The sequence below is a fragment of the Streptomyces sp. CA-135486 genome (genome assembly GCF_050936555.1).
Classification (GTDB): Bacteria; Actinomycetota; Actinomycetes; order Streptomycetales; family Streptomycetaceae; genus Streptomyces.
Map to the genome: position 1 here is coordinate 1,577,804 of NZ_JBNJMM010000001.1, position 26,994 is coordinate 1,604,797.

The 26,994-nt window shown below is 68.4% G+C and carries 15 protein-coding genes and 3 pseudogenes; 13 read left to right on the forward strand and 5 right to left on the reverse strand.

The window, feature by feature from the left end:
* The first annotated feature begins 802 nt into the window (after positions 1 to 802).
* Positions 803 to 1,762: a TAXI family TRAP transporter solute-binding subunit gene (locus tag ACQEVG_RS07015; protein WP_432978614.1), complete on the forward strand. Its 960-nt coding sequence runs from the start codon at positions 803 to 805 to the stop codon at positions 1,760 to 1,762.
* A 19-nt stretch (positions 1,763 to 1,781) separates the two neighbouring features.
* Here ACQEVG_RS07015 and ACQEVG_RS07020 read toward each other — a convergent pair whose 3' ends face one another.
* The gene (locus ACQEVG_RS07020; RefSeq protein WP_432978618.1) at positions 1,782 to 3,212 is read right to left on the reverse strand and encodes an ATP-binding protein; all 1,431 of its coding nucleotides are present in this window, start codon (positions 3,210 to 3,212) and stop codon (positions 1,782 to 1,784) included.
* 15 nt (positions 3,213 to 3,227) lie between these two features.
* Positions 3,228 to 4,010, reverse strand: coding sequence for a response regulator transcription factor (locus ACQEVG_RS07025; RefSeq protein ID WP_432978621.1), 783 nt, complete (start codon positions 4,008 to 4,010; stop codon positions 3,228 to 3,230).
* A gap of 215 nt (positions 4,011 to 4,225) precedes the next feature.
* On the opposite strand from ACQEVG_RS07025, the gene ACQEVG_RS07030 reads away from it, so the two are divergent.
* The 10 genes and pseudogenes from ACQEVG_RS07030 to ACQEVG_RS07075 all read left to right on the forward strand — a co-directional run bounded on the left by ACQEVG_RS07030 (position 4,226) and on the right by ACQEVG_RS07075 (position 18,094).
* The gene (locus tag ACQEVG_RS07030; RefSeq protein ID WP_432978624.1) at positions 4,226 to 6,334 is read left to right on the forward strand and encodes a TRAP transporter permease; all 2,109 of its coding nucleotides are present in this window, start codon (positions 4,226 to 4,228) and stop codon (positions 6,332 to 6,334) included.
* A gap of 8 nt (positions 6,335 to 6,342) precedes the next feature.
* Positions 6,343 to 7,329 carry a TAXI family TRAP transporter solute-binding subunit gene (locus ACQEVG_RS07035; protein ID WP_432978627.1) on the forward strand — a complete coding sequence of 329 codons (987 nt, stop codon included), beginning with the start codon at positions 6,343 to 6,345 and terminating at the stop codon, positions 7,327 to 7,329.
* 196 nt (positions 7,330 to 7,525) lie between these two features.
* Positions 7,526 to 7,963 carry an ATP-binding protein gene (locus ACQEVG_RS07040; protein WP_432978630.1) on the forward strand — a complete coding sequence of 146 codons (438 nt, stop codon included), beginning with the start codon at positions 7,526 to 7,528 and terminating at the stop codon, positions 7,961 to 7,963.
* Between the two features lie 61 nt (positions 7,964 to 8,024).
* Positions 8,025 to 9,203 (forward strand): DUF475 domain-containing protein, encoded by a 1,179-nt coding sequence (locus ACQEVG_RS07045; RefSeq protein ID WP_432978633.1) that lies wholly within the window; start codon positions 8,025 to 8,027, stop codon positions 9,201 to 9,203.
* A 23-nt stretch (positions 9,204 to 9,226) separates the two neighbouring features.
* Positions 9,227 to 9,451 (forward strand): annotated as a pseudogene (locus ACQEVG_RS07050) (IS21 family transposase); the annotation flags it as partial.
* Between the two features lie 420 nt (positions 9,452 to 9,871).
* Positions 9,872 to 10,501 carry a DUF485 domain-containing protein gene (locus tag ACQEVG_RS07055; RefSeq protein WP_432978636.1) on the forward strand — a complete coding sequence of 210 codons (630 nt, stop codon included), beginning with the start codon at positions 9,872 to 9,874 and terminating at the stop codon, positions 10,499 to 10,501.
* Positions 10,498 to 12,075, forward strand: coding sequence for a solute symporter family protein (locus ACQEVG_RS07060; protein WP_432978639.1), 1,578 nt, complete (start codon positions 10,498 to 10,500; stop codon positions 12,073 to 12,075). Before ACQEVG_RS07055 ends, ACQEVG_RS07060 begins: the two co-directional genes overlap by 4 nt.
* 356 nt (positions 12,076 to 12,431) lie before the next feature.
* A complete protein-coding gene (locus ACQEVG_RS07065; RefSeq protein ID WP_432978642.1) occupies positions 12,432 to 12,869 on the forward strand; it encodes a hypothetical protein in 438 nt (145 codons plus the stop codon).
* 112 nt (positions 12,870 to 12,981) lie between these two features.
* Positions 12,982 to 13,818, forward strand: a complete 837-nt coding sequence (locus ACQEVG_RS07070) for a hypothetical protein (RefSeq protein WP_432978645.1) — start codon at positions 12,982 to 12,984, stop codon at positions 13,816 to 13,818.
* 304 nt (positions 13,819 to 14,122) lie between these two features.
* Positions 14,123 to 18,094, forward strand: coding sequence for a hypothetical protein (locus ACQEVG_RS07075; RefSeq protein WP_432978648.1), 3,972 nt, complete (start codon positions 14,123 to 14,125; stop codon positions 18,092 to 18,094).
* Positions 18,095 to 19,697: 1,603 nt separating this feature from the next.
* On the opposite strand, the pseudogene ACQEVG_RS07080 reads toward ACQEVG_RS07075, so the two are convergent.
* A pseudogene (locus ACQEVG_RS07080) lies at positions 19,698 to 20,016 on the reverse strand (DUF2252 family protein); the annotation flags it as partial.
* 419 nt (positions 20,017 to 20,435) lie between these two features.
* On the opposite strand from ACQEVG_RS07080, the gene ACQEVG_RS07085 reads away from it, so the two are divergent.
* A complete protein-coding gene (locus ACQEVG_RS07085; protein ID WP_432978651.1) occupies positions 20,436 to 23,978 on the forward strand; it encodes a SpoIIE family protein phosphatase in 3,543 nt (1,180 codons plus the stop codon).
* Positions 23,979 to 24,664: 686 nt separating this feature from the next.
* Positions 24,665 to 24,877: a hypothetical protein gene (locus ACQEVG_RS07090; protein WP_432978654.1), complete on the forward strand. Its 213-nt coding sequence runs from the start codon at positions 24,665 to 24,667 to the stop codon at positions 24,875 to 24,877.
* Between the two features lie 131 nt (positions 24,878 to 25,008).
* Here the strand turns inward: ACQEVG_RS07090 and ACQEVG_RS07095 are convergent.
* Both ACQEVG_RS07095 and ACQEVG_RS07100 read right to left on the reverse strand, forming a co-directional pair.
* Positions 25,009 to 25,376, reverse strand: a pseudogene (locus tag ACQEVG_RS07095) (SDR family NAD(P)-dependent oxidoreductase); the annotation flags it as partial.
* A 74-nt stretch (positions 25,377 to 25,450) separates the two neighbouring features.
* Positions 25,451 to 26,911, reverse strand: coding sequence for an aminotransferase class I/II-fold pyridoxal phosphate-dependent enzyme (locus tag ACQEVG_RS07100; RefSeq protein ID WP_432985126.1), 1,461 nt, complete (start codon positions 26,909 to 26,911; stop codon positions 25,451 to 25,453).
* Between the last annotated feature and the right edge of the window lie 83 nt (positions 26,912 to 26,994).

Sequence of the window (26,994 nt, forward strand, 5' to 3'; positions counted from 1 at the left end):
CGTTGCCGTCGGCGTAAGTTCGAACCGCCACGACCTGCACAGACGTGTTGGCGCACCACCGGGGCAAGCCGCCGCAGGTGGCCTCTACGAGCGGTTGGACGCTGTATTCGGGACGCTGGCAGGACGTAGGTAATCGGAAGTGGCTCCCTGGGATCGTCGCCCACCCCGCTCCGGCTCGGGGCGACGCGGTGTGGCGATGGGCGACCGGAGGCCGGCAACGTCTGGATCACTGGGCTGCCGCAGCGGTGCCGGCCACCAGGCCGGGGTCTTGGGCTTCCCTCTGTGCTGTCACAGGATCCCAGCACAGCAGCGGTCCTCTGTCTCAGCGGCCTCGACCACGAATCGCTGCGCTCCGACGCCGAGCTCGGCCAGGCATCGCCGAGACCTACGCCGCTCCGGACGAACCGGGTGCTCTCATGACCGTCTAGATCGAATGCCTGCGGGGCACCACGGCAAGCCCCACCACGTCCGCCGCGCGGCGGACGTGGGCGCTGCGTATGGCCGCCGAGCTCGGACGCACTGCTTCATGCACCCCCTTGGACGCACCCCCTCAGCGGCAGCACGAGGAACCCCTGACGTACCCTTCTCACCCCGCTTCGTTCCCTGGCCCGGAGCTTCCGCCGCGGCCAGTCAGCCGGCGCGAAGGCGCATCAGCGCAGTGGTAGGTCATGACGCTGATTCGCCCTCCGCCGAGAGGACGCCACCCGATCCAGGCCCGTTAGGCTGATCGCGTGGGCCCGCCGGAGGTCTGTGGTCCGTCCCCGGCGGTCAGAGCCCGGTTCGCCGTGTCCAAGGAGGCCCCATGCCGGTGGCACGCCTGCTTGCCGCCACCATCGCCCTGATGGTGGTGCTGCTCGCAGGGTGCACCGGAAACGATGAGCCGCCCCGGCCGTCCGGTGAGATCAGCGTGGCCACCGGTAACCAGGGCGGCGTCTATGCGGAGTACGGGGCCGGATACGCCGATCTCATCGAGCGTCGGCTGCCCGACGTGTCGGCCCGTGTCCTGTACACCGGGGGCAGTGTCGACAACCTGCGCCGGCTGGGCGCGGGCGAGGCGCAGGTGGCCCTCACGCTCGCCGACAGCGCCGCGGACGCCCTCGCCGGGCGGGCGCCGTTCAAGGGGCGGGTACCCGTGATGGCGCTCGCCGCGCTCTACGACAACTACCTGCAACTAGTGGTCCCCGCGGACAGCCCGGTACGCAGTGTGAAGGAGCTGCGCGGGCTGCGGGTCTCCGTGGGCGCCAAGGGCTCGGGCACCGCGCTGCAGGCCGAACGCGTCCTGAAGGCCGCGGGGCTCTCTCCGGGCGAAGACGTGAGCGCAGAGCGCCTCGATGTGCGGGAGGCGACGGCCGCCCTGGCCGCCGGGCGGATCGACGCCTTCTTGTGGAGCGGCGGCCTGCCCACTGCGGCGATCACCGAGCTCCGCCGGACGTTGCCCATCCGCCTCGTCGACCTCGGCGACGTGGTCCCTGCTCTCACCCGGTCCTACGGCGAGCTCTACACGGAGACCACCGTGCCTGCCGTCGTCTACGGGGCGCAGAGTGCGGTGACCACCGTGAGCTTGCCGAACTTTCTGGTGGTGCGGAGGGACATGCCGGACGCGGAGGCGTACTGGCTGACTCGGCTGCTGTTCGAGGGGCAGTCCCAGCTCATCCGCGCCCACCCGGAGGCCCGCCGGCTGGACCGGCGTACGGCGATCGCCACCTATCCGCTTGACCTGCACCCGGGTGCGGCTCACTGGTTCCGCGAGTCGCAGCCCTGACACCGGCCCGACGTTCTGGTCAGGGTGCCGCAGCGGGGGGCGGGGGAGCACTCGGCAACCGTACGGTCGCCGCGAGTCCGTGCGGCTTCGCCGCCGCCAGGCGAAGTTCGCCTCCGCCCGCCTCCACCACCATGCGGGTCAGGGCGAGACCGAGTCCCGTACCCCGAACGTTCTGATGGCGTGTACTGCGCCAGAACCTCCCCCCTGCCCGAGCCAGTTCCTCGGCGGTCAGCCCGGAGCCGCCGTCGCGAACCGTCACCTCCACCACACCGTCGTCCTGCCCGCCGTGTGCCCCCGCACCGTCACCGCCCGGAGCCCGGGCGACCGAGACGTCCACCGGGGTGCCGTCGCCGAACTTGAGCGCGTTGTCGAGCAGGGTGTCCAGCGCGTGGTCGAGGCAGTCGGGCAGGGACAGCGCGCTCACGCCGTCCGGAACCCGCATCGTGAGCGGGACGCCCTCCGCCTCGTAGGCCGTCCGCCAGGCGTCGACCCGGTGGACGACCACGGCCGTTACGTCGACGCTCCGGCGTTCCGCCTCGGACGCCTCGGCCCTGGCCATACGCAGCAGCCCGTCGAGGATCTCGCCGAACCGGTCGGTCTCCTCCACAGCGAAGTGCAGTTCGTGCAGGCCACGTGGGTCGTTCACGAACTCCTCGAGGTTCTCCACCCGCAGCCGGAGCGCGGTCAGCGGATTGCGCAGCTGGTGGGAGGCCTGCGCCACGAATGCGCGCTGCTGCTCCTGCGAGGCGTGCATGCTGTCCGCCATCGCGTTGAAGCTGTTGGCGAGGCGGCGCAGTTCCGGAGCGCCCACCCGTTCCGAGACCTTGGTCTTCAGCCGCCCCAGGGCGACCTCGTGCGTGGCGCGGTCCAGTTCGTGGACCGGGCGGAGCACCCACCGGACGACCGGGGCCGCGACCGCGATGACCACGGCGGCGAGTGCGGCGAGGCTGCCCAGGCCGACGAGGGTCACGTGGTCGGCGACCTCGGAACGGGCTCGGTCGGTGGGCGAGACGATGAGTACGGCGCCGAGCACCCGGCCGTCGCGCTTGACCGGCTCGGCCAGGACGAACGGGCGGTCGTCCCACGGCCAGACCACGCTGGGCTGCTGCGCCGGCCGGTCGGCAAGGGCTCTCAGCAGCGCCGACCGCACCTGCGGTTCCTTCAGGTCCAGGGGGCGGGGGGCGACGACGATCTCGCTGTCCGCGTCGACGACGGCGACCCGCGAGTCGTACAGGGCCGTATAGCGGTCGGCGGCGGCCTCCAGGCGGCCGGTCCGTCCCGATTCGAGGGCGGTGGCCGCCATGTCGGCGAACCATGCGCCGTCCTCGACCCGTCCGATGAACGAACGCTGGACCGTACGTTCCGCGGTGGCCCGCACCAAGGGCAGGCTGAGCGCCACGATGAGGCCCGCGACCAGGGCGAAGACGATGACGAGGAGTCGGCGGCGCATCGGTGATCAGCGCGCTCAGGTGTCGGCCGCCGTGGGCGGCGAGGAAGGGGTCGGGCAGCCCGAGTTCGGGGCAGGAGCCGTATCAGGGGCGTCCGGGGCCAGGGACGCAGCCGGAACCGTGTCCGGGGCCACCCCGTCGGCGGTCGCGAGGCGGTAGCCGAAGCCGCGCACTGTCAGCACCACACTTCCCGCCCGCCCCAACTTGCCGCGCAGGGTGGCCACATGCACGTCGAGCGTGCGCGACATGCCGTCGTACGTCGTCTGCCACACCTCGACGACGATGCGGTCCCGGGGCACGGCGGCACCGTCGGCGCGCACCAGCACGGCCAGCACCTCGAACTCCTTGCGGGTGAGGGGCACCGGCTGCCCGTCCAGTGTGACCGCGCGCCGCCCGAGGTCGATCTCGAGGCCGCCGACGGTGACGAGCCGGTCCTCGTGGGTGCGCTGGCTCATGCTGCGCCGGAGCACCGCCTCGATACGGGCGAGCAGCTCCGCGGTGCCGAAGGGTTTCACCACATAGTCGTCGGCGCCGCTGCGCAGCCCCCGTACCCGGTCGGGTTCGCCTCCCCGCGCGGTCACCGCGATCACCGGGACCCCGCCCCGGGCTCGCAGCTCCCGGCACACCTCGATGCCGTCCCGGTCCGGCAGGCCCAGGTCCAGCAGGACCAGATCGACGGCGGGCGCGGCAAGCGCGTCGGCGGCGTTGGCCGCGCGCCGCACCTCGTAGCCGTTGCGCCGCAGCGCGCCCGCCAGGGCGTCGGCGACCCGATTGTCGTCTTCGACGAGGAGTATCCGCACCTCAGGCCCCTGTTCTCGTGCGCCGGACCCTGAGCCCCGTCAGGAGACGAAGGCCAGGGGCAGCGCGGGTTTCGGCCGTCGGGACGAGCGTAGAAGTGATCCCCGTCACCCAACCCTAAACCTAGGTTAAGACCGCAGGCGGTCTCTGTTGCCGGCTTGTAACGGCTGCCAGGTTGGGGCTACAGCGAAGCACCCAGCCCCAGGAGATGGCCGAGATGAGCATGGCAACGGCGCAGACCGAGCCGCAGCAGCGGACCGCTGAGGATCTGGTGGCCGAGTTCGACCAGGAACGACCGGCCCGGAAACTCTCCCCACGGGTGTCCGTGCCGGTGTCCCTGGCGTGCGCGGCCCTGTCGGTCTTCGTGCTGTACGCCGTCTTCTTCCCGCTGGCCAAAGGCAGCCAGTACTACCTGACGATCTTCCTCGCAGCGACGCTTCCGCTGGTGTTCCTGGCCTACCGCGGAACGGTCCGGGTACCGGCGGTGCTGCTTCCCTGGCGGCGCTCGGCCGCCGCTGACGCCTGCGACAAGACCCGTGACGGCGCACGGCGCGACGACCCGGGCTGGTTCGACTGGCTGCTCGCCGCGGCGGCGCTCGCCGTCTGCGTCTACCCATTGCTGGATTTCGGCCCCTTCATCGAGCGGCGGCAACTGCCCACCTCCCTCGACGTGCTGGTCGGGCTCGCCCTCATCGTGCTGGTACTCGAGGCGTGCCGCCGCACCACCGGCTGGGTCCTGCCCGCCTTCTGCGTGGCGTTCCTGCTCTACGCGTACTACGGCGGGCTGCTCCCGTACGACTGGTCCTTCGCGCACGGCGGCTTCGACATCGACGCGATCGCGGCCCACTTCTACATGGGCACCGACGGGGCGTACGGCGTGCCGCTGAACGTGGCCGGCACATACATCGTGCTGTTCACCATCTTCGGCGCGGTCCTCGACATCTCCGGCGCGGGCAAGTTCTTCATCGACCTGTCCTTCGCGGCCTTCCGGGGCTCGCGCAGCGCCCCGGGCCGCACCGTGACCGCCGCGGGCTTCCTGCTCGGCACCGTCTCCGGCTCGGGCACCGCCACCGCCGTGAGCCTCGGGTCGGTCGCCTGGCCGGTGCTGCGCCGGGCCGGCTACGGCAAGGAGCAGGGCGGCGGCGTCCTCGCGGCGGCCGGGATCGGCGCGATCCTCTCACCGCCCACCCTGGGAGCCGCGGCGTTCGTCATCGCCGAGTACCTGCGGGAGAGCTACCTCACCGTCCTGCTGTACGCGCTGGTGCCCACCCTCCTGTACTACCTGGGTATCCTCCTCGCGGTCGAGATCGACGCCCGCAAGCACCAGACGCAGCCCGTGGTCGGGGAGCAGAGCACGTCGGTGCTGAGACTGCTGGGCCGGTTCGGCTACCATTTCCTCCCGCTCTTCATGATCGTCGGCTTCATGGCGGTGGGACTGCCCCCCTTCAAGGCGGTCGTCTACGCCACGGCGCTGCAGTTCCTGCTCTCCTTCCTCGACCCCGAGCACCGGATGACGCCGCGGCGGCTGTACGAGGCGCTCGCCGAGGGCTGCCGGTCGGTGCTGCCGGTGGTCGCCACCTGCGCGGCGGCGGGCATCATCGTCGCCGTCGTCACCCAGACGGGGCTCGGCCTGAACCTGGCCTCGGTGATCGTCGACGGTGCCGGGATCTTCGGCGACAACCCGACCGTGACCCTCGTCATGACCGTGCTGTTCGCCGCGGTCGCGGTCTCCGTCCTCGGGCTCGCGGTACCGGTCACCGCGTCGTTCATCATCGCCGCGGTGATCATCGCGCCGGCACTGTTCTCGCTGGGAGTCACCGCCTCCGAGGCGTACATGTTCATCTTCTACTACGCCGTCCTGTCCGAGGTGACCCCTCCCACGGCGCTCGCGGCAGCCGCCTCCGCCGCCATCACCGGCGGCAACCCGATGCGCACCATGGTGGCGACCTGGAAATACTCACTGCCCGCGTTCCTGGTGCCGTTCGCCTTCGTGCTCACCGACAACGGCTCCCAACTGCTCGGCACGGGAAGCCTGTCGGGCGTCGTGTGGACCACCGCGGTCTCCGCCCTCGCGGTCGCCGCGCTGGCCGCGGCCACCGGAGGGTGGCTGCTCGGCCCGGCCGGGCGTGTGGAGCGCGCGCTGTGCGCCGTCGCCGCGCTCTGCCTCCTCTACCTCGAACCCGTCGCGATCACCGCGGGGGTCGTGGCACTCGTACTCGCCCTCGGCATCCATCTCGTACGCCGCAGGCAGCAGACCCCCGCGGTTCCCACCACCGGTGAGAGCCGCCCGGCGGAAACCATCATGGAAGGACACCTCCCCTCATGAAGTACCGAATGCGTGCCACACGCCTCGCCGTCGCCGCCCTCGTCACCGCTCTCGCCGCCACCGCCTGCGCCGGCGGAAAGCAGAGCGAGAACACGGGCACGAGCGGCGCGAAAGGCGGCCGGCTCACGATCGCGACCGGAGCCACCACCGGCGTCTATTACCAGATCGGCGGCGGTCTCGCGAAACTGATCTCCGAAAACCTCGACGGCTACCGGGCCACCGCCACCTCCACCGGCGCGTCCGTACAGAACATCCAGGGCCTCGGGGCCGGCACCTACGACATCGCGTTCTGCCTGATGGACACCGCCGGTGACGCCGTGAACGGCAAGGAGTCGTTCACGAAGCCGCAGGAACTCGAGGCGCTGACCCGGCTCTACCCCAACTACACGCAAGTGCTGGTCAGATCGGACTCCGGGATCAAGACCATCGAGGACATGAAAGGCAAGAGAGTGTCCACCGGGGCTCCCGGCTCCGGTACGGAAGTGATCGCCAACCGACTGCTGGAGGCCGCCGGGCTCGATCCCAAGTCGGATGTGAAGGCGCAGCGGGCCGCGCTGCCCGACTCGGTGGACGCCATGAAGGACGGCGCGATCGACGCCCTGTTCTGGTCCGGCGGACTGCCCACCGGCGGCATCACCGACCTGACCACCAGCCTCAAGAAGGACGTCCGTCTCATCGACATCACCCCGCAGCTGCCCACTCTGAACAAGGAGTACGGCGACGTCTACCAGAAGGGTTCCATCCCGGCGTCGGTATACAACCAGCCGGAAGACGTCCCGACGATCGTCGTACCGAACGTGCTGCTGGTGAAGAAGGGCTTCGACCCGGATCTGGCCACGGAGATCGTCAGCCTGATCTACGGCAAGAAGAGCGACCTGGAGAAGGTGAACGCGGCCGCGAAGGAGATCCAGCTCGACAAGGCGCAGGGCGTCGCGCCCGTCCCGCTGAACCCCGGCGCGGAGAAGGCACTCAAGGAGCTTGCCCAGAAGTCCTGAGCCTGCCTCGCGGGCAGGGGTCGGTCCACATCCGTGGACGCCACGGGACCGGCCCCCAACCGCCAGGCAATCCGGCGCCGCCGAGGGGAATCAGAGGCTCCCCGTACGGCCGGAGCACCGACAGGTCCTCCCTCCACGAGGCATGGCGCCCATTTTCCCGCCCCTGTCGGAGCGGGCCGCCCACCAAGGAATGATCATGACGGATATCCCGGGACAGTCACTGCTCCACAGCTTCCGGGTCTCCCCGGAGGACCCTGCGACCGTGCCCAAGGCCCGTCGGTTGCTCCTGGCGGTGGTCCGCGACTGGAATCTCCCGCTCGCGGACGAGACGCAGGACGACCTAGGGCTGCTCTCGAGCGAGGTGATCGCCAATGCGGTGCGCCACACCACCGGGCCGTGCTCGGTGACGGTGCGCTGGACGGGGGTCCGGCTGCGGGTGGAGGTGACCGACACGGGATCCGCGCTGCCCGCACCGCGTGGTCGTGAGCTGTACGCCCAGAGCGGCCGGGGCCTGGTGCTGGTCGCGTCGTTGGCGGCGAGCTGGGGCAGCACACGCACCGCCACAGGCAAGGTCGTCTGGTTCGAGGTGGCGCCCGCGCTGCCGACCGCAGACCTTGACCGGCTGGCGGGGTAGCGCCGGCGATCGCTGGGCTCTGCACGTATCACGGAACACTTTCCTCAAAGCTGGGATGAAGATGATCTTGAGGACATTCGGCTGGTCGTTCGCCGTCACGGCGGCCGGTCTCGCCTTCGCCGCGTGGCAGTGGGGCTGGGAGGCCTTCGGGATCGTACTGATCCTGTCGGTCCTGGAAATCTCGCTGTCGTTCGACAACGCGGTCGTCAACGCCGGAATTCTGAAGAAGATGAGCGCCTTCTGGCGGAAGATCTTCCTCACCGTCGGCATTCTGATCGCGGTGTTCGGCATGCGGCTGGTCTTCCCGGTCGTGATCGTCGCCATCAGTGCCAAAGTCGGGCCCATCGAGGCGGTGCAGCTCGCCCTCGACGAGCCGGACCGCTACGAGGACCTGGTCACCGACGCCCACCCGGCGATCGCCGCCTTCGGGGGCATGTTCCTGCTGATGATCTTCCTCGATTTCATCTTCGAGGACCGTGACATCAAGTGGCTCGCCTGGCTGGAGCGCCCGCTCGCCAAGCTCGGCAAGATCGACATGCTGGCGGTCTGCGTCGCGCTCATCGCCCTGCTGGCCACGGCGATGACCTTGGCCACCCACGCACACGTCAGCACGGGCCACGCGGACAAGTCCGCCACCGTACTGCTCTCCGGGGTCGCCGGCCTCATCACCTATCTTGTCGTCGGCGGCCTCTCCGGCTACTTCGAGGACAGGCTCGAAGACGAGGAGGAACACGAGCACGAGGAGGCCAGGGCCGCAGGCAAGCCGGTCTCGGCGGTCGACCTCGCAGGCAAGGCCGCGTTCTTCCTCTTCCTCTACCTGGAGGTCCTGGACGGGTCGTTCTCCTTCGACGGCGTGATCGGCGCCTTCGCCATCACCAACCACATCTTCTGGATGGCCCTCGGCCTCGGCATCGGCGCGATGTACGTCCGCTCACTCACCGTCTACCTGGTCCGCCAGGGCACCCTCGACGACTACGTCTACCTGGAGCACGGCGCCCACTACGCCATCGGCGCCCTCGCCGCGATCCTGCTGATCACCGTCCAGCACCAGATCAGCGAGATCATCACCGGCCTGATCGGCGTCGTCCTGATCGCCGCCTCCTTCCTCGCCTCCGCCCGCCGCAACAACGCACTCGCGGCGAAGGAGGCCATGCCAGGAGGGGTCGCAACATGCACCCGGCGACCCCTCTGCTCCCGCTGCTGGCACTCGCCATGTCGGCTTCTCGGCGACGGTGAATAGTGGTTCAAGGTCAGGAGGAGCGGATGATTCCTGTGGAGGACTGGGCAGAGCTCCGCCGCCTGCACCGTGCCGAGCAGGTGGCGATCACGGCGATCGCGCGGCATCTGAGCATCTCGAAGAACACGGCGTTGGCCAGTGACCGGCCGCCGAAGGGCTCGGCGGTGGACGCGGTCGAGCCGGACATTCGCGAGTTGTTCCAGGACGCGCCGACGATGCCTACGTTGATCGCCGAGCGGATCGGCTGGGAGCCGCTCCCGGCCCGCCACCGGCGCAGCCACGGCCCGCTTCCGAAGGGCCTCCTGCGCCGACGGCGACAATTGCCCTGCGCCCTCCAGTTGACTCGCGCAGGGATCAACGACTCGGAACACCTACCGCTCCGAATCAACAGCTGCTGTCACCCCCTGGCCCCGAGCAGCGTCCCGGCGGAACCGTTCCGAGGATCGGCGTGTCGGTGAACGCAACGTACGCAAGTAGGTCTGATCGTTTCGGTCCGGCCCCTTCCTGTCGCGTCGGCCTTCCGGCAGGTTACGCCGGACGCGCTGCCGGGTGAACCCGGCCACGTTCTCCTGCCCTACGTGACGTGCGCTGATCGCGCTCCGGGGCATTTCCGCACCACTGGATCCATGCGGCCGTTCCGTCCGTCTGTCCTCCCGTCCGAAGGAGACTCGGTGTCCTCCCACGGCCCGTCCCCCGAACACGACTCGACCATCGTCGCCGCCCTCTACCTCAGCGGACTCCGCCAAGGCTCGTCATACACCCCCGCGGAGCTGAGGCAGGCCATCGCCCAGAGCTACGCGGGCCTTCATCCGTCCGAATCGCTCATGCCCCGGTACTGGGCAACCCAGCTTGCGGCCGACGCGGGCGATCAGGACTCGAGGGAGCGAAGACTGTGGGCCCTGCGCATGGCGGCCGTTCTGGCACATTACGAGCAGCAGACGGGGAGCACGCTCTCGCAGTGGGCGGTCGGCCCTGCGTCCTCACCCGCTGCTGCCGCCTCCCCCAGCCGCCGGCCGGATCCAGCGGTGCAGCGCCTGCGCGCGGCGCGGCGGCTGCCGGTGCGTGTCACCGTCACGGTGCTCGGCGTCCACATGGGCATCGCGGTCCTGGCCAGGCAGGCCGGAGATCTGCTGGCCCAGCCGATCGCCGGCCCCTTCAACGTCGGCTTCGGCCTCCTGCTGGTGCAGCTTGCCGTCACGGCCGGGGCCGCTGTGTGGTACAGGCCGTACGCCGAGGCCGCGATCGATCCGCTGACCGAGTACGTTCCGTCCTGCCTCGCACACCCGGAGAGCGACCGTTGATCACCCAGGCTTCCTTCAGCGACACCTTCCCGGTCTTCACGCTCTTCGTCGCCTTCGGCACGTGCACGCTGTTCCTCTCCCTTGCTGCCGTCGGCCGCGACACCCTGAGCAACTTCTATCTCGGCCATCGACGGCTGTCTTGGGTCGGCAACGGGCTGGCCGTCTTCGGCATTTACATGTCCGCCGCCGGGATGCTGAGCAACCCGGGTCTGGTCTCGCTGAGAGGCTACGACGGCATCCTGTACGTGCTGGCCTCCTCAGCCGCCTGGATCGTGCTCCTGGTCGTGATCACCGATGCGTACCACGGTTCGGCGCGGTTCACCGTCGGCGACTCTCTCGCCCGCCGTCTGAGCCCGCGGCCCACGCACATGGCCGCCGGCGTGGTTGCCCTGCTCATCTCGCTGGTGTATCTGATTGCGCAGCTCGTCGGCGCCGGGGCGCTCGCAGCGCCCATCCTCGGCCTGGACGGGGCGGCCGCCCAGAGGGGCCTCGTCGCCTGTCTGGGGGCGCTGATGATTCTTTCCGCGGTCGGCGGCGGCATGCGGGCGGCAACCGCGGTGCAGTGCGTCAAAGCCGTGCTGCTCCTGGCGGGCGGTGCCGTCCTGGCGCTCGCGGTGCTCTCGCGCTTCGGCTGGAACCCGGCAGCCCTGCTGAGTGCCGCAGCAGACCACAGCGCGCTCGGTGACGACTTCCTGCGGCCCGGCGCGCACGCCGACGAAGGCGCCAGTGCACTTGATGCGCTGGGCATGGAGCTCACCAGGGTGCTCGGATCCGCCGGTCTGCCCCATGTGCTGATGCGGATCGGCACTGTGGCCACCGCACGCGAAGCAAGGCGATCGATACAGTTCGGCAGCCTTCTGGTCATCTGCTTCTTCACGGCGGCCGTGGTGATCGGGCTCGGTGCGGCCGGCCTGCTCGGCACAGAGGCCATCGCCTCGGACAGTCCCTCCGGCAAGACCGCCGTACTCCTACTGGCGGACTCCCTCGGCGGCTCGCTTGCGCTCACCGCCGTCTCCTGCCTGGCTTTCATCACGATCATGGCGGTCGTGACCGGCCTCATCCTCACCGCGGCGGCCTCTCTTGCCCACGACATCTACGGGGCGACGATCAGGCGGGGCAAGGCTTCGGAGCGGGAGGAACTCGCCGTGGCCCGAGGGGCGGTCCTGCTGATCGGCGCCGGCGCCATCACCCTGCCCATGTTCGCCCAGGACCTCAACCTGTCCTTCCTGGTGGAACTCGCTTTCGCCATCGCGGCCTCCGCGGTCCTGCCCACCATCCTCTACAACCTGTGGTGGCGGGGCTTCACTACCCGAGGGGCAACCTGGAGCCTGTACGGCGGCCTGCTGACCGTGCTGCTCCTCATGACGCTGTCCCACGCGGTGTCCGGTCATCCGGCTGCCATGCTGCCCGACGCAGACTTCGCGATCTTCCCTATGCGCAGCCCCGGCCTGGTCTGCATTCCCGTGGGTTTCGCCCTCGGATGGCTGGGATCAGTCCTCGACACGCGGAGGCGTTCCGCCGAAGCAGCGGGCCGGCACAGCGAGGGCCCGGCGGCGCCTGCCTCGACCGCCTGATCGGATCACTCGTGCCCCAGCGCGTCGAAGCTCGCGACATGGGACCTGGAGGACCTCGCCTTCGTCACCGAACTGATAGTTGGTTTGAGGGTCTGGTCTAGGCCTATATTCATACCGCGCCAGATTCGGCTTCGATAAGCCGACTGGCGCATGCCGATGGACGTTAGAAAAGAGCCGTTGGCAGCGGTCACGGGGGACTGCACACGCGAGGCACGGCGGTATGTCGGTGTCTCCCGCCCCAATGGGCAAGGCGTGCATCACAGCGCCTGTCCCGTGACCGCCTGCGGCGGACACGAACAGAGGCACAGGTGCGAAGATCAATTGCAGTAGTGGCAGGCGCGGCATCCGCCGCACTGATGCTCTCGCTCGCTGTTGCGTCCAGCGCGCTCGCGGGCGACCCCGCAGCAGACAACTACAACCTGACCAGCATGGAGGCGGGCAAGGACCCGCACGCCTCAAAGTTCAAGTTCCATATCTTCTATAACTCTGGCCAAGGCGGGGCGTACCGCAATATTGGGTACAGCGTGTACGACTTCGACGCGCTGAGGCCTGGTGATGGTCACGCCTACCCCCTCAAATTCTGCCCGGTTGGCGTCAGTAGCCCCTGGCCGGGGTCCAATCAGAAGGTCAAGAACAACGCGGCATCTGGCGAGAACGGACACTACAAGTACACGGCCAGGGTGTACTTCAATAGCGGATACAAAGGGGTCTACGACGCCATGGCTCCGTACCAGCACATAGACCGGTTCCGAAACGTCTACAACGAGAACGCCTCCTTCGCATGGGTCGCTTAGGTGTCTTCGACAGCCAGCCGATAACGCAGGAGCAGGAGGGGGACAAGTGAACTCGAAGAAGACGCTCGTCAGGGCCTGGGCCCCGGTCACGGCGGCCGCCGCCGTGGGAGCGGTGGTTCTCACGCTCAATGGGCCCTGGAACGATTCGCCGTCAAGCGAGGCCCAGTCGGCGCACGCCGACGTCGCAGCACCGCAGAACACGAACGCCAAGGCAGCTGTGGGTGATCCGCAGAACCCGGCCACATGGAAGCTGCCTGTCGAGGCCTTCATGACAACCAAGGCGGAAGCTCGCCTGATCAGCAACGCCCGGGACAGCCTGATCGACAAGTGCATGGAGGACGCGGGCTTCGACAGGTGGACCCCCGCGCCGGACCTCCCCGAACCTGGTGGGACGACACTTGTTGACTGGCGGTACGGCATCCACGACGCCGAAACTGCGGCCGGGCGGGGCTACCACCCCGCCGCTGAACAGCAGCAGGCCTATGACGAGGCCATGATGGCCGGCGCGGTGGACGAGTCGGGTGCGGATGAAGGGAAGCTGAGGGCCTGCGTCCAGGCGGCCGACGGCCAGGCTCCGCCAGCCCAACCTGCCGAACTTGTGCAGAGGATCAATGGCGAGTCCTTCATGCAGTCCAAGAACGACCCGAACGTCGTTGCGGCGTTGGCCAAGTGGTCGTCGTGCATGAAGGCCAAGGGCTACTCCTACAAGGAGCCCATGGAGGCCAATGACGACCCCCGCTTCAACGATCAGCACAAGGTGACCGCCCTCGAGATCGCCACGGCGAAGGCGGACATTCAGTGCCGGGACCGCTACAGCGTCGAGAAGACCTGGTTCGACGCCGAGGTCAAGCTGCAGCTCAAAGCCATCGAGGAGAACCGGCCCGCTCTTGAGAAAGTGAAGGCGCGTAACAAGGCCGCAGTCGCCAAAGCTTCAACCATCGCCAAGTAGCCACCGCGTTCGGCCCCGCCACAGCGAGGGGCCGAATCGGTCGCGGCACAGCGCACATTCCACATCTGCTCGATCACTGCATCCGCTGCGAGCCGGCTCCACGTGGGACACCGCGAGGCGCGGCCGACATGCCGGGTCCTTTTGCCACTGCGTTCCCAACCTCGCTCCACCTCCCGGACTGCGAGATGGGAAAGCGCCTCCCCCGGACACCCTTGCCATCCAAGGGCAGTGATCAGGCATGCTTCCCCTCGTCCATGGAGAAAAAGTGAAATTTCATAGACAGGCCAGAGTTCCCTTAGTTGTCATGGCTGCGACATTTCTGTTGATCGGGTCCATTCAGGCATCGGCCTGGGCAGACGCACCCCGGGCGACCGTGAAGGCGGTCAAGCCCACGGTCTCGGACGATCCCGCCGAAGTGCCGAGCGCCCAGCGGGCCGATGTTCTGGGAAAGGGGTGGAAGGGATCAGGTGACCTCGCGTGGACGGCGATCGGGGACGCCACGGGCTTCCACATCCTGACTGCTCGCCAGAACCAAGGGTATGCGTGGCGTACGACGGCGTCGTTGTCGGAGCCGGGCTTCGAGGCCGATCTGTGGATCGGCAACGTCTGCCTGACGGCCTCCGGCAAGCGAGCGGTGGTGGTCTATGCGCCCCGGACCTTCACGAACAAGCCGGAACTAATGGCGCGGGGTGCGTTCACGGCAGTGGTGGACATGAACAGCGGAGCTGTGCACAAGCTCAACTTGCAAACGTCGCTGGCGTACCATAATCCCGGATGTGGGGCTGGCGAAAACGCCGTGCTGTCGCAGTCCGGAGGCGAGGACAAATCCGCCACTCGGCTGTTCCGTCTCGATACGGCGACCGGACAGCTGAGCGCCCCTGCTGAAACGCGAGGGCAGGTCACCTCAGCCGTACCCCTGGAAGGGGGCGGCATCGCAGCCGCTGCGGGCGCCCAGATCATGAAGATCAGCGCCGACGGCAAGCGGACCCGCATCGCCCAGACCCGTCGAGTGCCCTACCGGCTGACACCCGATGCCGGGGGCGGTCTCGTTTTCCTTGACAAGCTGCCGTCCAAAGCGCAGGACTCCATGGACGTGCAGACCGAGGTACGCCGCATCACCGCGGCGCAGATCAAACACCGCCGGCCCGCTGCCACTCGGCCAGCCTCCCTGGCCCGCGGCCCGGTTACTGCTACCGGCCTCACCCGCGGCGGTAGCACGGTCTTTGTGACCGGGGAGGTGAAGCAGACCACCAGCAGACTGCCGTCCGGGGTACGCCGCTTGCAGGGTGTCCCGAAGGATTCGCTGGTGAGCACCGGCGGGGATGCGGTGCTGACCAGCACCGCATGGGCCGACGGCAAGGACTCTCGCATCCAGCCGCAGGACGCCGCCGCAGCCCGCTCCGTCGCCGTCGCCATGGTCCTGCCAGGACGAGGCAGGAAGCTCAGCTTCACAGTGAATCCTGTAGCGCGGCCCAGCAGGACGATTGTCCAGGGCGGCGAAGCGTCACCGAAATTGAAGCGCCCGACGGGCACAGCACGAGCCCGTGCGGCGAATGTCTGGCTGGCAGCCGCTGGCTCTCCGACCAACCCCGTTGAGGACGAGCGTGTCTGCTCGGTGCCCCGCAATGACCCGGCCAACCAGGCGATGCAGCCCAAGCCGCGGCAGGTCGAGTGGGCTGTCGACCAGGGGATCATGGGCAACCTCAAGAATACCCGCCCGGCGAACTGGAAGAACCTGGGCATGCCCGCCTACCAGCCGCAGACCCTCTTCCCGCCGCCGGCGCTGGAAGGCGGGGGGCGCATCCCCGCACAGGTCATGCTGGGCGTCACGGCCCAGGAGTCCAACATGTGGCAGGCCGCCCGGATGACTGTCCCAGGCGTCACTGGCAACCCGCTGATCGGGAACTTCTACGGCATCAACTACTACGACGGCAATACCGGAAACGACTGGGACGTCGACTGGAGCAAGGCCGACTGCGGGTACGGCGTCACCCAGGTCACTGACCACATGCGCAAGGCCGGCTTCGACGACCCCGATCACGGCGGGGCCGCCTGGCCCTACCAGACCCAGCGCGCCGTCGCACTTGACTACACGGCAAATATTGCCGCAGGCCTGCAGATCCTTGCCAGCAAGTGGAACGAGACCCGTAAAGCGGGCCTGGTCATTAACGACGGTGACCCGTCCCGGCTGGAGAACTGGTTCTTCGCTCTGTGGATCTACAACGCCGGGTTCCACCAAAACACCGGCAGCGGACCATGGGGGGTCGGCTGGGCCAATAACCCCGCCAACCCCGACTGGGACGCCGCACGTCTCCCCTTCATGGAGGACAGGCTCGGCAACGACCACTACGCCGACGCCGCAAAGCCGCAGAACTGGCCCTACCCAGAGAAAGTCATCGGCTTCGCCGCTCATCCGCTGGAGGCAATCGAAGCCCACGGGAAGATGGTCGCCGGGTTCCGCGCAGCCTGGTGGAACGGCACCAGCGAGGACGCCACCGTCAAGGGCAGCGCCAAGTACAACAGGGCACGCGCCAAGCCGCCGGAGGACATGTTCTGCTCGCCCCAGGCCAACGAGTGCGACCCCAGCCGGATCAGTGACGACGCCAGCAACGACAACGGAACCACAGGACCCTGCGGCCGGGGCGACAGCAAGTGCTGGTGGCACATCCCCGTCACCTACTGGAAGAGCGACTGCAACTACTCCTGCGGCCGGGAACTCGTCCGTTTCGACAACACCTATCCCGAGGAGCCCGACGGTACTGCCTACCCGCCCAACTGCTCGGTGAGTGCCACCGCCTCCGGGAACGCCGCACCTCCTGGCGCCCTTATCGTGGACGACACCACCGCAGCCTCCGTGCGACCGAACTGCCCACGTCCCGCGCCGAATGCGGGAACCTTCACCTTCACTTTCACGGGAAGTAGTGGCGTCTATCCCTCGAAGGTCGACCTTCACCAACTCGGAGCCGGCTTCGGTGGCCACTTCTACTTCGGACACACCCGCACCCTCGCCAACAAGGGCGACCGGCTCGAATTCTCTGGGACCTGGAAGCTCAACGCCCCGCGCAACGAATGGATGCGCATCGCAGTGCACCTACCGGATCACGGTGCGCACACCCAGCAGGCGCGCTACGACATCGACACCGGCAACGGCTCCTTCACCAAAACCCGGTATATAAACCAGAAGCGGCGTGCCAACAACTGGGTCTCGCTGGGGGTGCACAAGATCAACGGCACACCCCGGGTGAAGCTCAGCACCCTGACGCAGGACGGCACCGGTGACGAGGACATCGCCTTCGACGCAGTCGCCTTCCAGCCGCTACCGGGCAAACCGAAGCACATCGTCGCCGCGCTCGGCGACTCGTACTCCTCCGGCGAAGGCACGGAGAACTACTACAAGGAATCCGACGACGACCACGGCAACCGCCGCTGGAACGCCTGCCGCCGTAGCATCACCGAATCCTGGCCACGCAAGATGGTCCTGCCCGGACAGAGCACGCCGCTCGGCCAGCTCTCCGACGCCTGGTCAGCAGGAGCTGAACTCGGCTTCGTGGCCTGCTCCGGAGCGAAAACCTGGAATGTACTCGGCGACGGAGTCCCCTTCTCCTGGGACACCCCCGACAACTATGCCGCCGGCGAAGGACAATTCCACGAGATGTCCCAGGTCGAGTCAGGCGTGCTCGATGAGGACACCACCCTTGTGACGCTGAGCATCGGAGGCAATGACGGCGGCGCGTTCCAGGACGCCGTCATCAATTGCTATGCCGTCGGTGTCTGCAAGAAAGAGGACTACACCGGTCGCATCGATGCCGCGGTTGTCAAGACGGAAGAGATCATCCGGCGGATCGCTGACCCAAATCATGCGAAGAACGCACAGATCGTCCTCATGGGCTACCCGCGGATCGTTGCTGAGTGGAGCTGTGAGGGAGCCGCGTTCGAGGAGCTCAACGGGCTGGCGGACTACGTCGCGGCCAAGCAGTCAGCCATGGTTGCCAAGCTGAAAACTCAAGGGATCAAGGTGGCGCACGCCGATCCCATCCCCAAGTTCAAGGGACATGGCCTGTGCGACAGCTCGGAATGGCTCAACAGGACCGTGATCGGCCCGGAGGGCGACGGCGACTTCCACGAGAACGACGAGGTAAACACCATCTGCATGATCTGGACCCCGGGCAGCCAGTGCCTGAGTCGTGAGTCCTTCCATCCCAAGCCCGCCGGTACCACCGGCTACGCGCAATTCATCGAGGAGACACTGCAAGCGATCGGCTATACGGGAAGCTAGTCGCATGACATTAGATGCAGTTGGTTCGAATGACAGGAGACCACTCCGTCTTCTGTCCTCGGGCTGCCTCGTAGCCCTTATCGTCGCGCTCCTGCTGGTCGGAGTCACCACCTACGCTCTGATTCACACTCGTCGGCAGAGCCAGGAAAAGGCCCTTCAACAGGTGAAAGCCTCGGTTGAGCGGGGCCAGCGACTCCTGGCGGAAGCGGCGGGAGACGGCAATCTGACAGGCGAAGAAATCTTCAGGGCGCTCCGGGACTCACAAGCATCCCAACAGAACACAGCGCGGGATCGTGACACCGTAACGGTGGTCGCCCAAGTCCGCGGCACCCAGGCCGGCTTGTTCGGCGGCACTGAGGTCCTGCGCTGCTACGCGTACACAGTCACGTTCGCGCCCCAGCGGTCCCATGTCCAAGCGCGGGAGATCGATAGCTGCACCTGACCGGCTTCCGCGGGCTGCCTCGCAGCTTCGGCAGTCCTGTTCATGACCGCGTCGGTTCCCCAGGTCGCTCTCCGGGAACCGGCGCGGTACCGCATGGCGGCAGCCGACCACGCCCTGGGCACCCCCGCCAAGGCCCCAGCACGCGTGGAGGTTGGCTGTGGCGGCTGCCAGTAGGTCGCCGAGGGCGGCACCATGACCTCGCTCACCAAGGGACAAGACGGGTGGCGCAGGGCGTCCTTCGTGCTCGCGATGCTGTGCGACAGGGCACTGGCGGAGCCGGTGGTGAAGGTCTACGCGCTGGAACTCAGGCGTAGTGGTGCAGCCCGTGTCGATCCCGGCGGAGGCGCATTGCACCACTCTCCACGTAGGCAGCTGACGTGGAAATGCCGTGCGGCTCCACCCACGGGCGATGAGGGCCGGGCCTCTCTCGTCGGTAAGACTCTCCGTTGCGCGCTGGTACATCCACCCGCAGCTGCCTGTGTCGAGCAGCCGATTGGCTGGCAACCGAGATGCCGAGGAAGGCGCTGTGTGGACGCGGTGTGGACACAAGCATCTGCACAGACCTGCAAAGCGCGACTGAGAGCCGCAAGCAACACCATCGCTGACCTGTGAAACGCCCAAGATCTGAGCAGAATCACAAAGGCCGTCACGATCATCAAAGGACTCATAATCCGTCGGCCGTGGGTTCGAGTCCCACCCGCCCCACTGCGCAGGTCTCTGACCTCCAGAAACGTATCATCACGCGTGTGGATTCAGGACTTTGGCCCAACGGACTGAATCCGCTGCCCATGAGTTCGACAGCGTTGCCGTCGGCGGTAGTTCGAACTGGCCTGACCTACGCGGATGTGTTGGCCCCACAGTCCGGGAAGTCACCGCATCTGGCCAGTGTGAGCGGCTGGACGGCGAATTCGGGACGCTGGCAGGACGCAGGGAATCGGAAGCGACTGCCTCGGCACCGTGTTGCCCGACACCGCTCCGGACGTGGGTGGTTCAGTCCGCGCGGTGTGGCTGCAGGCGGCCGGGGTGCTGCGCAGCCTTTGGACCGGAGGGCTGTCGCCCGACCGAGGCGCGGGAGAAACGGCCCGTACTGGAAACGGCCCGAAGGGGCACTTCGGTTCGCGCGGAGACGCCTTACGGGGCGCGGCTGTACGAGCGCCCGCGGGCGTCCCCGCACAGCCGGGCCGTGAGTCCCGAGCGCGGGGTGCTGGCGAGGTCGCCAGCCATGATCGCCGTGGCGCCCCGGTAGAAGCGGAACGGGGACTCCATCATCCGGCCGTAGCGGATCGGAACGAGTTCGGGCACCCGTGCCGCGGACTGCGACTCCAGGATCGCCCAGCGGGTCCGGCCGGTCAGGAGACGGCTTGTACACGGCGTGGCCCGACCGCGGCGAACGGCGCCGCGCCTCTTTGCCGGGAGCCGCGCGTTCCTCGAGCGTGGCGTGCGGTGCCGCGCGCATCGCCGTGGTCGCTTTCTGTGACATCTGAGACCCTCCTGCCTGGCCCTGCGGCTGTTGGGACGCCCGGCACAGGGCACGGCGGACAGAAGGGCTCCGTGGTCACCTCCGATGTCGGCCGGGTGGATCACCGATGCTGGGCGGGCGTCTGCTCTCAGCCCTGGGACTCGATCTCGGTCCCGCAGTCCCGGCCGGCACCGTCGGCGCCGGATCCGAGGTTCTGGCTACGCTCCTGCCAGAATTGCAAGGTTAAAATAATTAAAACTGTGATTTGCCCGTAAGTGCGGCTTGGAGCCGCACGCCGACTGCGGTGATCGTCGACTCGCAGTCCCTGTGGGCGGCCGACACCGTCGGGTCCGATCTGCCCGGAAGGTCTGCAGCGAGGCCGTCGGCAGCCTCGGGAGGGCGCGGGCGGATCACACAGGCGCCAGGAGGAAGATTTCTCGATGACCCGGCCCGAAGACCCGCGCACCGCGGCGGCCCGGATGTTCGCCGAGGCCGGCGCGTTCGGCGAGCTTCTGGCCGGGATCGAGTGGGCGGCGACGCCGCTCGGACCCCCCGAGTCCTGGCCGGGGCCCCTGGTGGACACCCTGCGCCTCATGCTCACCTCTGAGCACGGGATGGCTCTGTACTGGGGCGCCGAATTCGCCACACTGTACAACCTGGGCTCCTCACCCATTGTCGGCGCCAAACACCCCTGGGCGCTCGGCAGGCCCTATAAGGATGTGTTCCCCGAGGTCTGGGCCCACCCCGTGAGCTCCCACTTCCACTATGTGACCGACACCCGCAAGCCCCTGCTGATCCCCGATGAGCCGCTCATCATGGAGCGCCACGGCTTTCCGGAACAGTGCTACTTCGACTCCGCCTTCCAGCCCGTGCTGCTGGACGACGGCACCGCCGGCGGCGTGCTGCAGATCATCACCGAGACCACCGGCCGGGTACTGGGCGAGCGCCGGCTGCGCCTGCTGAGCGAGACCGGCGCCCGCACCGCCGGGCTGCCCACCCCGGGTGAGGTCGCCCGCGTCGTCGCGGAGGTGCTGGGCTCCTATCCCGAGGAGATCCCGTTCCTGGGCCTGTTCCTGGCCTCCGAGCCGGGGATGCTGCGGCCGGCGGCCTCCGCCGGGCTCCGGCCGGCGCCCGAGGCCGTCTCGCTGAGTGCGGCCGACGGGTCGGAGGTCGCGGCCCGGCTGGCGCAGGTGGTCGCCGACGGTGCCCCAGCCACGCTGCCAGCCGCCGCGCTCACCGGCGGCAACACGGCCGGGCAGCACGCCGCGGCCCTCCGGCTCCCAGTCGAGCAGGCGCTGGCCCTGCCGCTGGACTGCGCGGGTCAGGTGGAGGGCGTCCTGGTGGTGGGCGTCAACCCTTGCTTCCCGCCGGCCGGGGCGTACCGGGACTTTTTGGAGGTGCTCGCCGCCGCCGTGGCCGGGGCGCTGACGGCCGCGCTCGCCCACGACGAGCAGCGCCGGCGGGCGGAGGCGCTGGCCGAGCTGGACCGGGCCAAGACCACCTTCTTCGCCAACGTCAGCCACGAGTTCCGCACCCCGCTCACCCTGCTCCTGGGCCCGCTCCAGCAGGCCCTGGCCGACGAGGACCGGCCCGAGCGGCGCGAGCAGCTGGAGTTGGCCGAGCGCGGCGCCCTGCGCCTGCTGAAGCAGGTCAACACACTCCTGGATGTCGCCAGGGCCGAGGCCGGGCAGATGCGCCCGACCCTCGAGCCGGTCGACCTTGCCGGTGCCACGGCCGAGCTGGCCGGGGTGTTCCGCTCCGCCTTCGAGGCGGCCGGGCTGACGCTGGAGGTGGACTGCCCGCCGCTGCCCAAGCCGGTGTACCTGGACCGGGAGATGTGGGAGAAGATCATCCTTAACCTGCTCAGCAACGCCCTGAAGTTCACCTTCACCGGCGGCGCCCGGGTGCAGGTGGCCGCGGCCGGCGACCGGGCCCGGCTGACCGTGACCGACACCGGCACCGGCATCCCCGCGGACGAGCTGCCGCGCCTGTTCGAGCGTTTCCACCGGGTCCGCGGCGCCCGCTCCCGCTCCCACGAGGGCAGCGGCCTCGGCCTGGTGCTGGTGAAGGACCTGGTGGAAGCGCACGGCGGCACCGTCGGCGTGGACAGCCGGCTCGGCCGGGGCACCACCGTCACCATGGACCTCCCCTTCGCCGCCGCCCACCGGCCCCGCCCGGCCCCGCCCGCGGCCGGCGCCGGATCCCTCGGGGAAACCGCCAGGGAAGGCGGAGGCGGCCGGCCCGGCCGCGCCGCGGCCTACGTGGACGAGGCGCTGGGCTGGCTGGCGGCCGACCCCGTCCGTGCCGCGGCCACCCCCGCGGCACGCACCCCGCACGCCCCCGCGACCCACGATGCCCCCCACGACCCCGGCCCGCACGAAACCGACGGCCCCCACCGGGCCCGCCTGCTGGTCGTCGACGACAACGCCGACATGCGCGCCTACCTCACCCAGCTCCTGCAGCCCGACTACGACGTGCTGCTCGCCGCCGACGGCCGGGCCGCCCTGGAGATGGCCCTGGCGCAGCCGGTGGAGCTGGTGCTCAGCGACGTGATGATGCCCCGTATGGACGGCTTTGAGCTGGTCCGGGCGCTGCGCGCCGACCCGCACACCGCCCGCCTGCCCATCGTCTTGCTCACCGCCCGCGCCGGCGAGGAGGAATCCGTGCAGGGCCGGCACGCCGGCGCCGACGACTACCTGGCCAAACCCTTCTCCGCGCGCCAGTTGCTGGCGCGCGTCCGCACCGGGTTGGAACTGTCCCGGCTGCGCGAACAGGTCCTGACCGAGACCCGCAACCAGCTGGCCGTGCTGGCCTCCCTGGCCGACGCGGGCCTGCGGCTGTCCGCCACCCTCGACCCGGACCAGATACTGCAGACTGCCGGCCAGATCCTGCTGCCCGACTTCGCCGACCAGATCAGCATCCACCTCACCGCCGCGGCACCCGCCCTGGCGCAGTCGCCCCCGGCATACATCGCGGGTACCCCCCTTCTTGCCCGCGAGGCCCTGGCCACCGCCGCCACCCACGCGATCAACGGCACCGCCCCAGCCCCAGCCGGCCCGCACCCGGCGCCCGCCGCCGTGCTCGCCCTGCCGCTGCACGCTCACGACCAGACACTGGGGGCCCTGGTACTGGTCCGGCGCACCGACTACTCCGCGGTCGAACACAAGTATCTGGAGAACCTCGCCCACCGCCTGGCCCTGGCCTACGACAATGCCACCCAGTACCACAACGAGCGCCGCCTCGCCCTGACCCTGCAGCGCGCCCTGCTGCCCCACCGCCTGCCCCAGGTGCCCGGGGTGCGCCTGGCCACCCACTACCGGGCCAGCAACCGCGGCGCCGAGGTCGGCGGCGACTGGTACGACGTGCTCGCACTGCCCGACGGTGCCGTGGGGCTGGCCATCGGCGACGTTATGGGCCACGACGTGGAAGCCGCCATCGTGATGGGCCAACTCCGCTCCGCCCTGCACAGCCTCGCGATGGAGGGCGCAAGCCCGGCCCGGGTGCTGGCCAGGCTGGACGCCTACCTGCAGTCGCTCGCCATCGAACGCTTCGCCACCTGCCTGTACGCGGTCTACAACCCGCACCGCCACCGCCTGCGCTACGCCGCCAGCGGGCACCTGCCGCCCCTGCTGGTAACCGCCGACACCGCCTACCTGGAGCTGCCCCCGGCGCTGCCGCTGGGACTGGGCAGCACCCCAGTCGACCGCGAGGTGGCGTTCCCGCCCGGCACCAGCCTGCTGCTATACACCGACGGCCTGGTGGAAAACCGGGCGCTGTCCCTGGACGACTGCCTGGCGGCCCTGCGCCAGACCTGCGGCGCGCTGCCCGCCGCCGCCCGCACCGACCCCCAGCAGATCACCGAAAGGGCCCTGGACCTGCTGAACACCCCCGACCGGGTTGACGACGACACCGCCCTGCTCGCCGCCACCGCCGAACCAGCGTGTCGAATCGGCGACCCGCAGGCTGGCGGAAGTGCCATATAACCGACCGCCACTGCTCGTAGTCATTGCTAAGGAAGCTGCGGATTTGCTAATCCACTGCTAACAAACTGTCTTCATTGCCAATGGAGTCGCGGATCTTAGAGGAAGGGAAATCCGCTGCGCCGAGGCTCGAGTCCCTTTTTCGAGCTGGCGAGATCGCTCTCGTCCCTTTCGATCCTGTACAACCGGGACGCATTCGGGACGCGGTCAGGACACAAGGACAGGAACAGACTGACAAAGACGAAGTGACGCCGACGCAGCTCGCCCACTCTGACCAGCAAAAACGTCGTAGATCGGCGTAGATCGACAAGGGCCGCCAAGATCCCCAAAGGACTCATAATCCGTCGGCCGTGGGTTCGAGTCCCACCCGCCCCACCACATCGCAGGTCAGAAGAAACGTTCTGACCTGCGGCTTTGTCGTGCTGCTCGCTTGGGTCTGGTGGCCTCGCGGTGGCTTTTGACGGCCCATGGCGCCCCAGGGGACAAGCCAGCGGACAAGGTCAGCCCGATACGAGCCTGTTTGTGCGGCGGTCCTGGGCAGCTAGCCGCGGCTGCGGCTCCGCAAGCCGCAACGGGAACGGCTCCTCGCCTGTCGCGTTGGGGATCGCGACCGCAGTGGGCGTACTGAGCGTCATGTAACGGCCCGATCTGGAAACGGCCCTGCAGGTGCTGGACGCGGCCTCAGCTGCGTGGGTATCACCGGCACCAAGGACAAGAACTACAACCTGGTCTGGTGCGTGGAGGCGTGCCTGAGTAACGCCCTGCGCATGGAGACATACATCCAAGACGCCGAGCGCGACGGCGACAGCGAGGTTGCAGACCTCTTCCGCAAAGCCCAAGCCGACAGCCGCAAGGGCGCCGAACTGGGCAAGCATCTGCTGCGTACCCGTCTCGGCGAGTGACCTTGCCGACTCATACGTCTGCAACGTTGCGCTGACCAGTAGCCCCGCCGACGCGGGCCAAGGGCACCAGGGGCCGGATTCCGTGATCGTGGTCCGCTGAGGAACTCGTGCGCGCACGATACGAAGAGGGCGATCAGCGCCCTGCATTCCCGCTCCTCGCGGATGTCGCACGGCACGGCGACGGCTTTTCGTCCCGCTTCCTGCACCAGCCGGGAGGTCTCCTGGGCGTCTTCAGCCTCATCCGCCAGGTGCGTGAACATCACGTCGGCGCCCTCGCGTGCGAAGGCCAAGGCCAAGGCCCGGCCGATGCCCGAGTCCCCGCCGGTGATCATCGCGACCCGGTCCTTCAGCAGGCCGTGCCCCTCGTAGGTGGACTCACCGTGATCGGGCGGTGGGTCCATCGGCCCGGTCCACCCCGGATGGGACTGTTCCTGGTCCGGAAGTCGGGCCGGGGGTGGGCCGTGACAGGGTTCTGCACCTGGCGTTCCTGCGCAGCCACGGCAACTCCTGAAGTGCTGGATCCAATGTGGTCGTGTGCGTAGCTACGCGCTGCGCCGTGAGCGTGCGGTCGCCTCAGCGGACCATCACCCGAATCGTCTCCATCGTCGGGTCGGCGGCGTCCGGGACAAGCATTCCTGCCCGGGCGCCACTTCGCAGATAGTCGATGGCTTCGCGGCCGATGACTTCGCCGGGCGCGATAACCGGGACCCCCGGCGGATAGGGGCTGGCCATTTCCGCGGCGATGCGGCCCACAGCCTCTGATGCCGGGATCTGCTCGGCGTCGGCAAAGAATGCGACGCGCGGCGGGACGGCCTGTTCCAGCTCGAGTGTTCTCGGAGGTGGCAGCTCGACCGTTGGTCGGGGCCGCAGTGTGGAGGCGGCTACCGCGAGGCGGCGGAAGGCGTCGGTCAGCAAGCGTTCGGTCGCGTCGTCGTCCGCGTGGGTGATCTGGGCATTCACCCTGAGGGTGTCAGAGGCTCCGACGTCGACGCGGCAGGCTGTGCGCATCCATTCGGCGGCCTGCATGCCGGTGATGCCCAGTCGTCGTACGTCCGCCGTGATGCGCAGTGGATCGAGGTCGGCGGCCTTGCCAGGGCCGACGACTTCCTCGTCCAGCAGAGCGAGGTCGGGGAGCGCCGCGATCTCCTTCCGGATGCGTTCGGCGCGACGGATCGCCGAATCCAGCAGTGCCTGTCCACGCTCGACCATCTGGCGGCGCCAGCCGTCGAGCGAGGCGTATACGAGGGACGACGAACTGGTGGTGCCCAGTAGGTCCTCGCGCTGTTTGAGAACCGTCGGAGGGATTCTGGCGCCTTGGAGGTGGAATACGGAACTCTGCTCCACGGCTGCGCCCATCTTGTGCACGCTGGTGACGACCAGATCGGCGTCCGCATCCATTCCCCAGGCGGGCAACTGGTCATGGAACGGCAGATGGGCTCCCCACGCCTCGTCGACGATGAGCGGAAGATCCCGTTCGTGCATTACCTGGGCAACGCCTCGTATGTCGGCGCAGGTGCCCCAGTCGGTAGGAGTGATCAGCAACATTCCTTTGGCGTCCGGATGTTCCTCCAGCGCCCGCCGTACGTTCTCGGGCTCCGGAGGGTGCGCGAGGTGACGCTCGGCGTCGAAGCGCGGGTGGACCCAGACGGGGTGGATGCCGCTGATGATCAGGGCGGCGACGACGGATTTGTGGGTGTTGCGGGAGACCAGCAGTTTCTCGCCGGGGCCTGCGACCGTGATCATCGCTGTCTTGACCGACAGGGAACTGCCACAGGTGGAGAAGAAGGCGTGTTCGGCGTGGACTGCATCTGCCATCAGTTCCTCTGCCCGTTCGAGCACGCAATGGGACAGGCGCCGGTCGTCGAGTCCGTTGAGCATGAGGACGTCGGCCCGGAAGAGGTCCGCTCCGAGCACGTCGAGGACGCGGGGGTCGACGCCCCGGCCCTGTTTGTGCCCCGGCGGCCCATACACCACGTCTCCCCTGTTGCGGAAATCTTCCAGGGCCTGCAGCACCGGGACCTCCGAGTGGTCCAACCATGCTTTGCGCTTCGTCATCCTCACTTGCCTTCCTGGTCGTTGACTCCAGGGGGTGGACCGCCGGCCCTTGGAGGATGGCC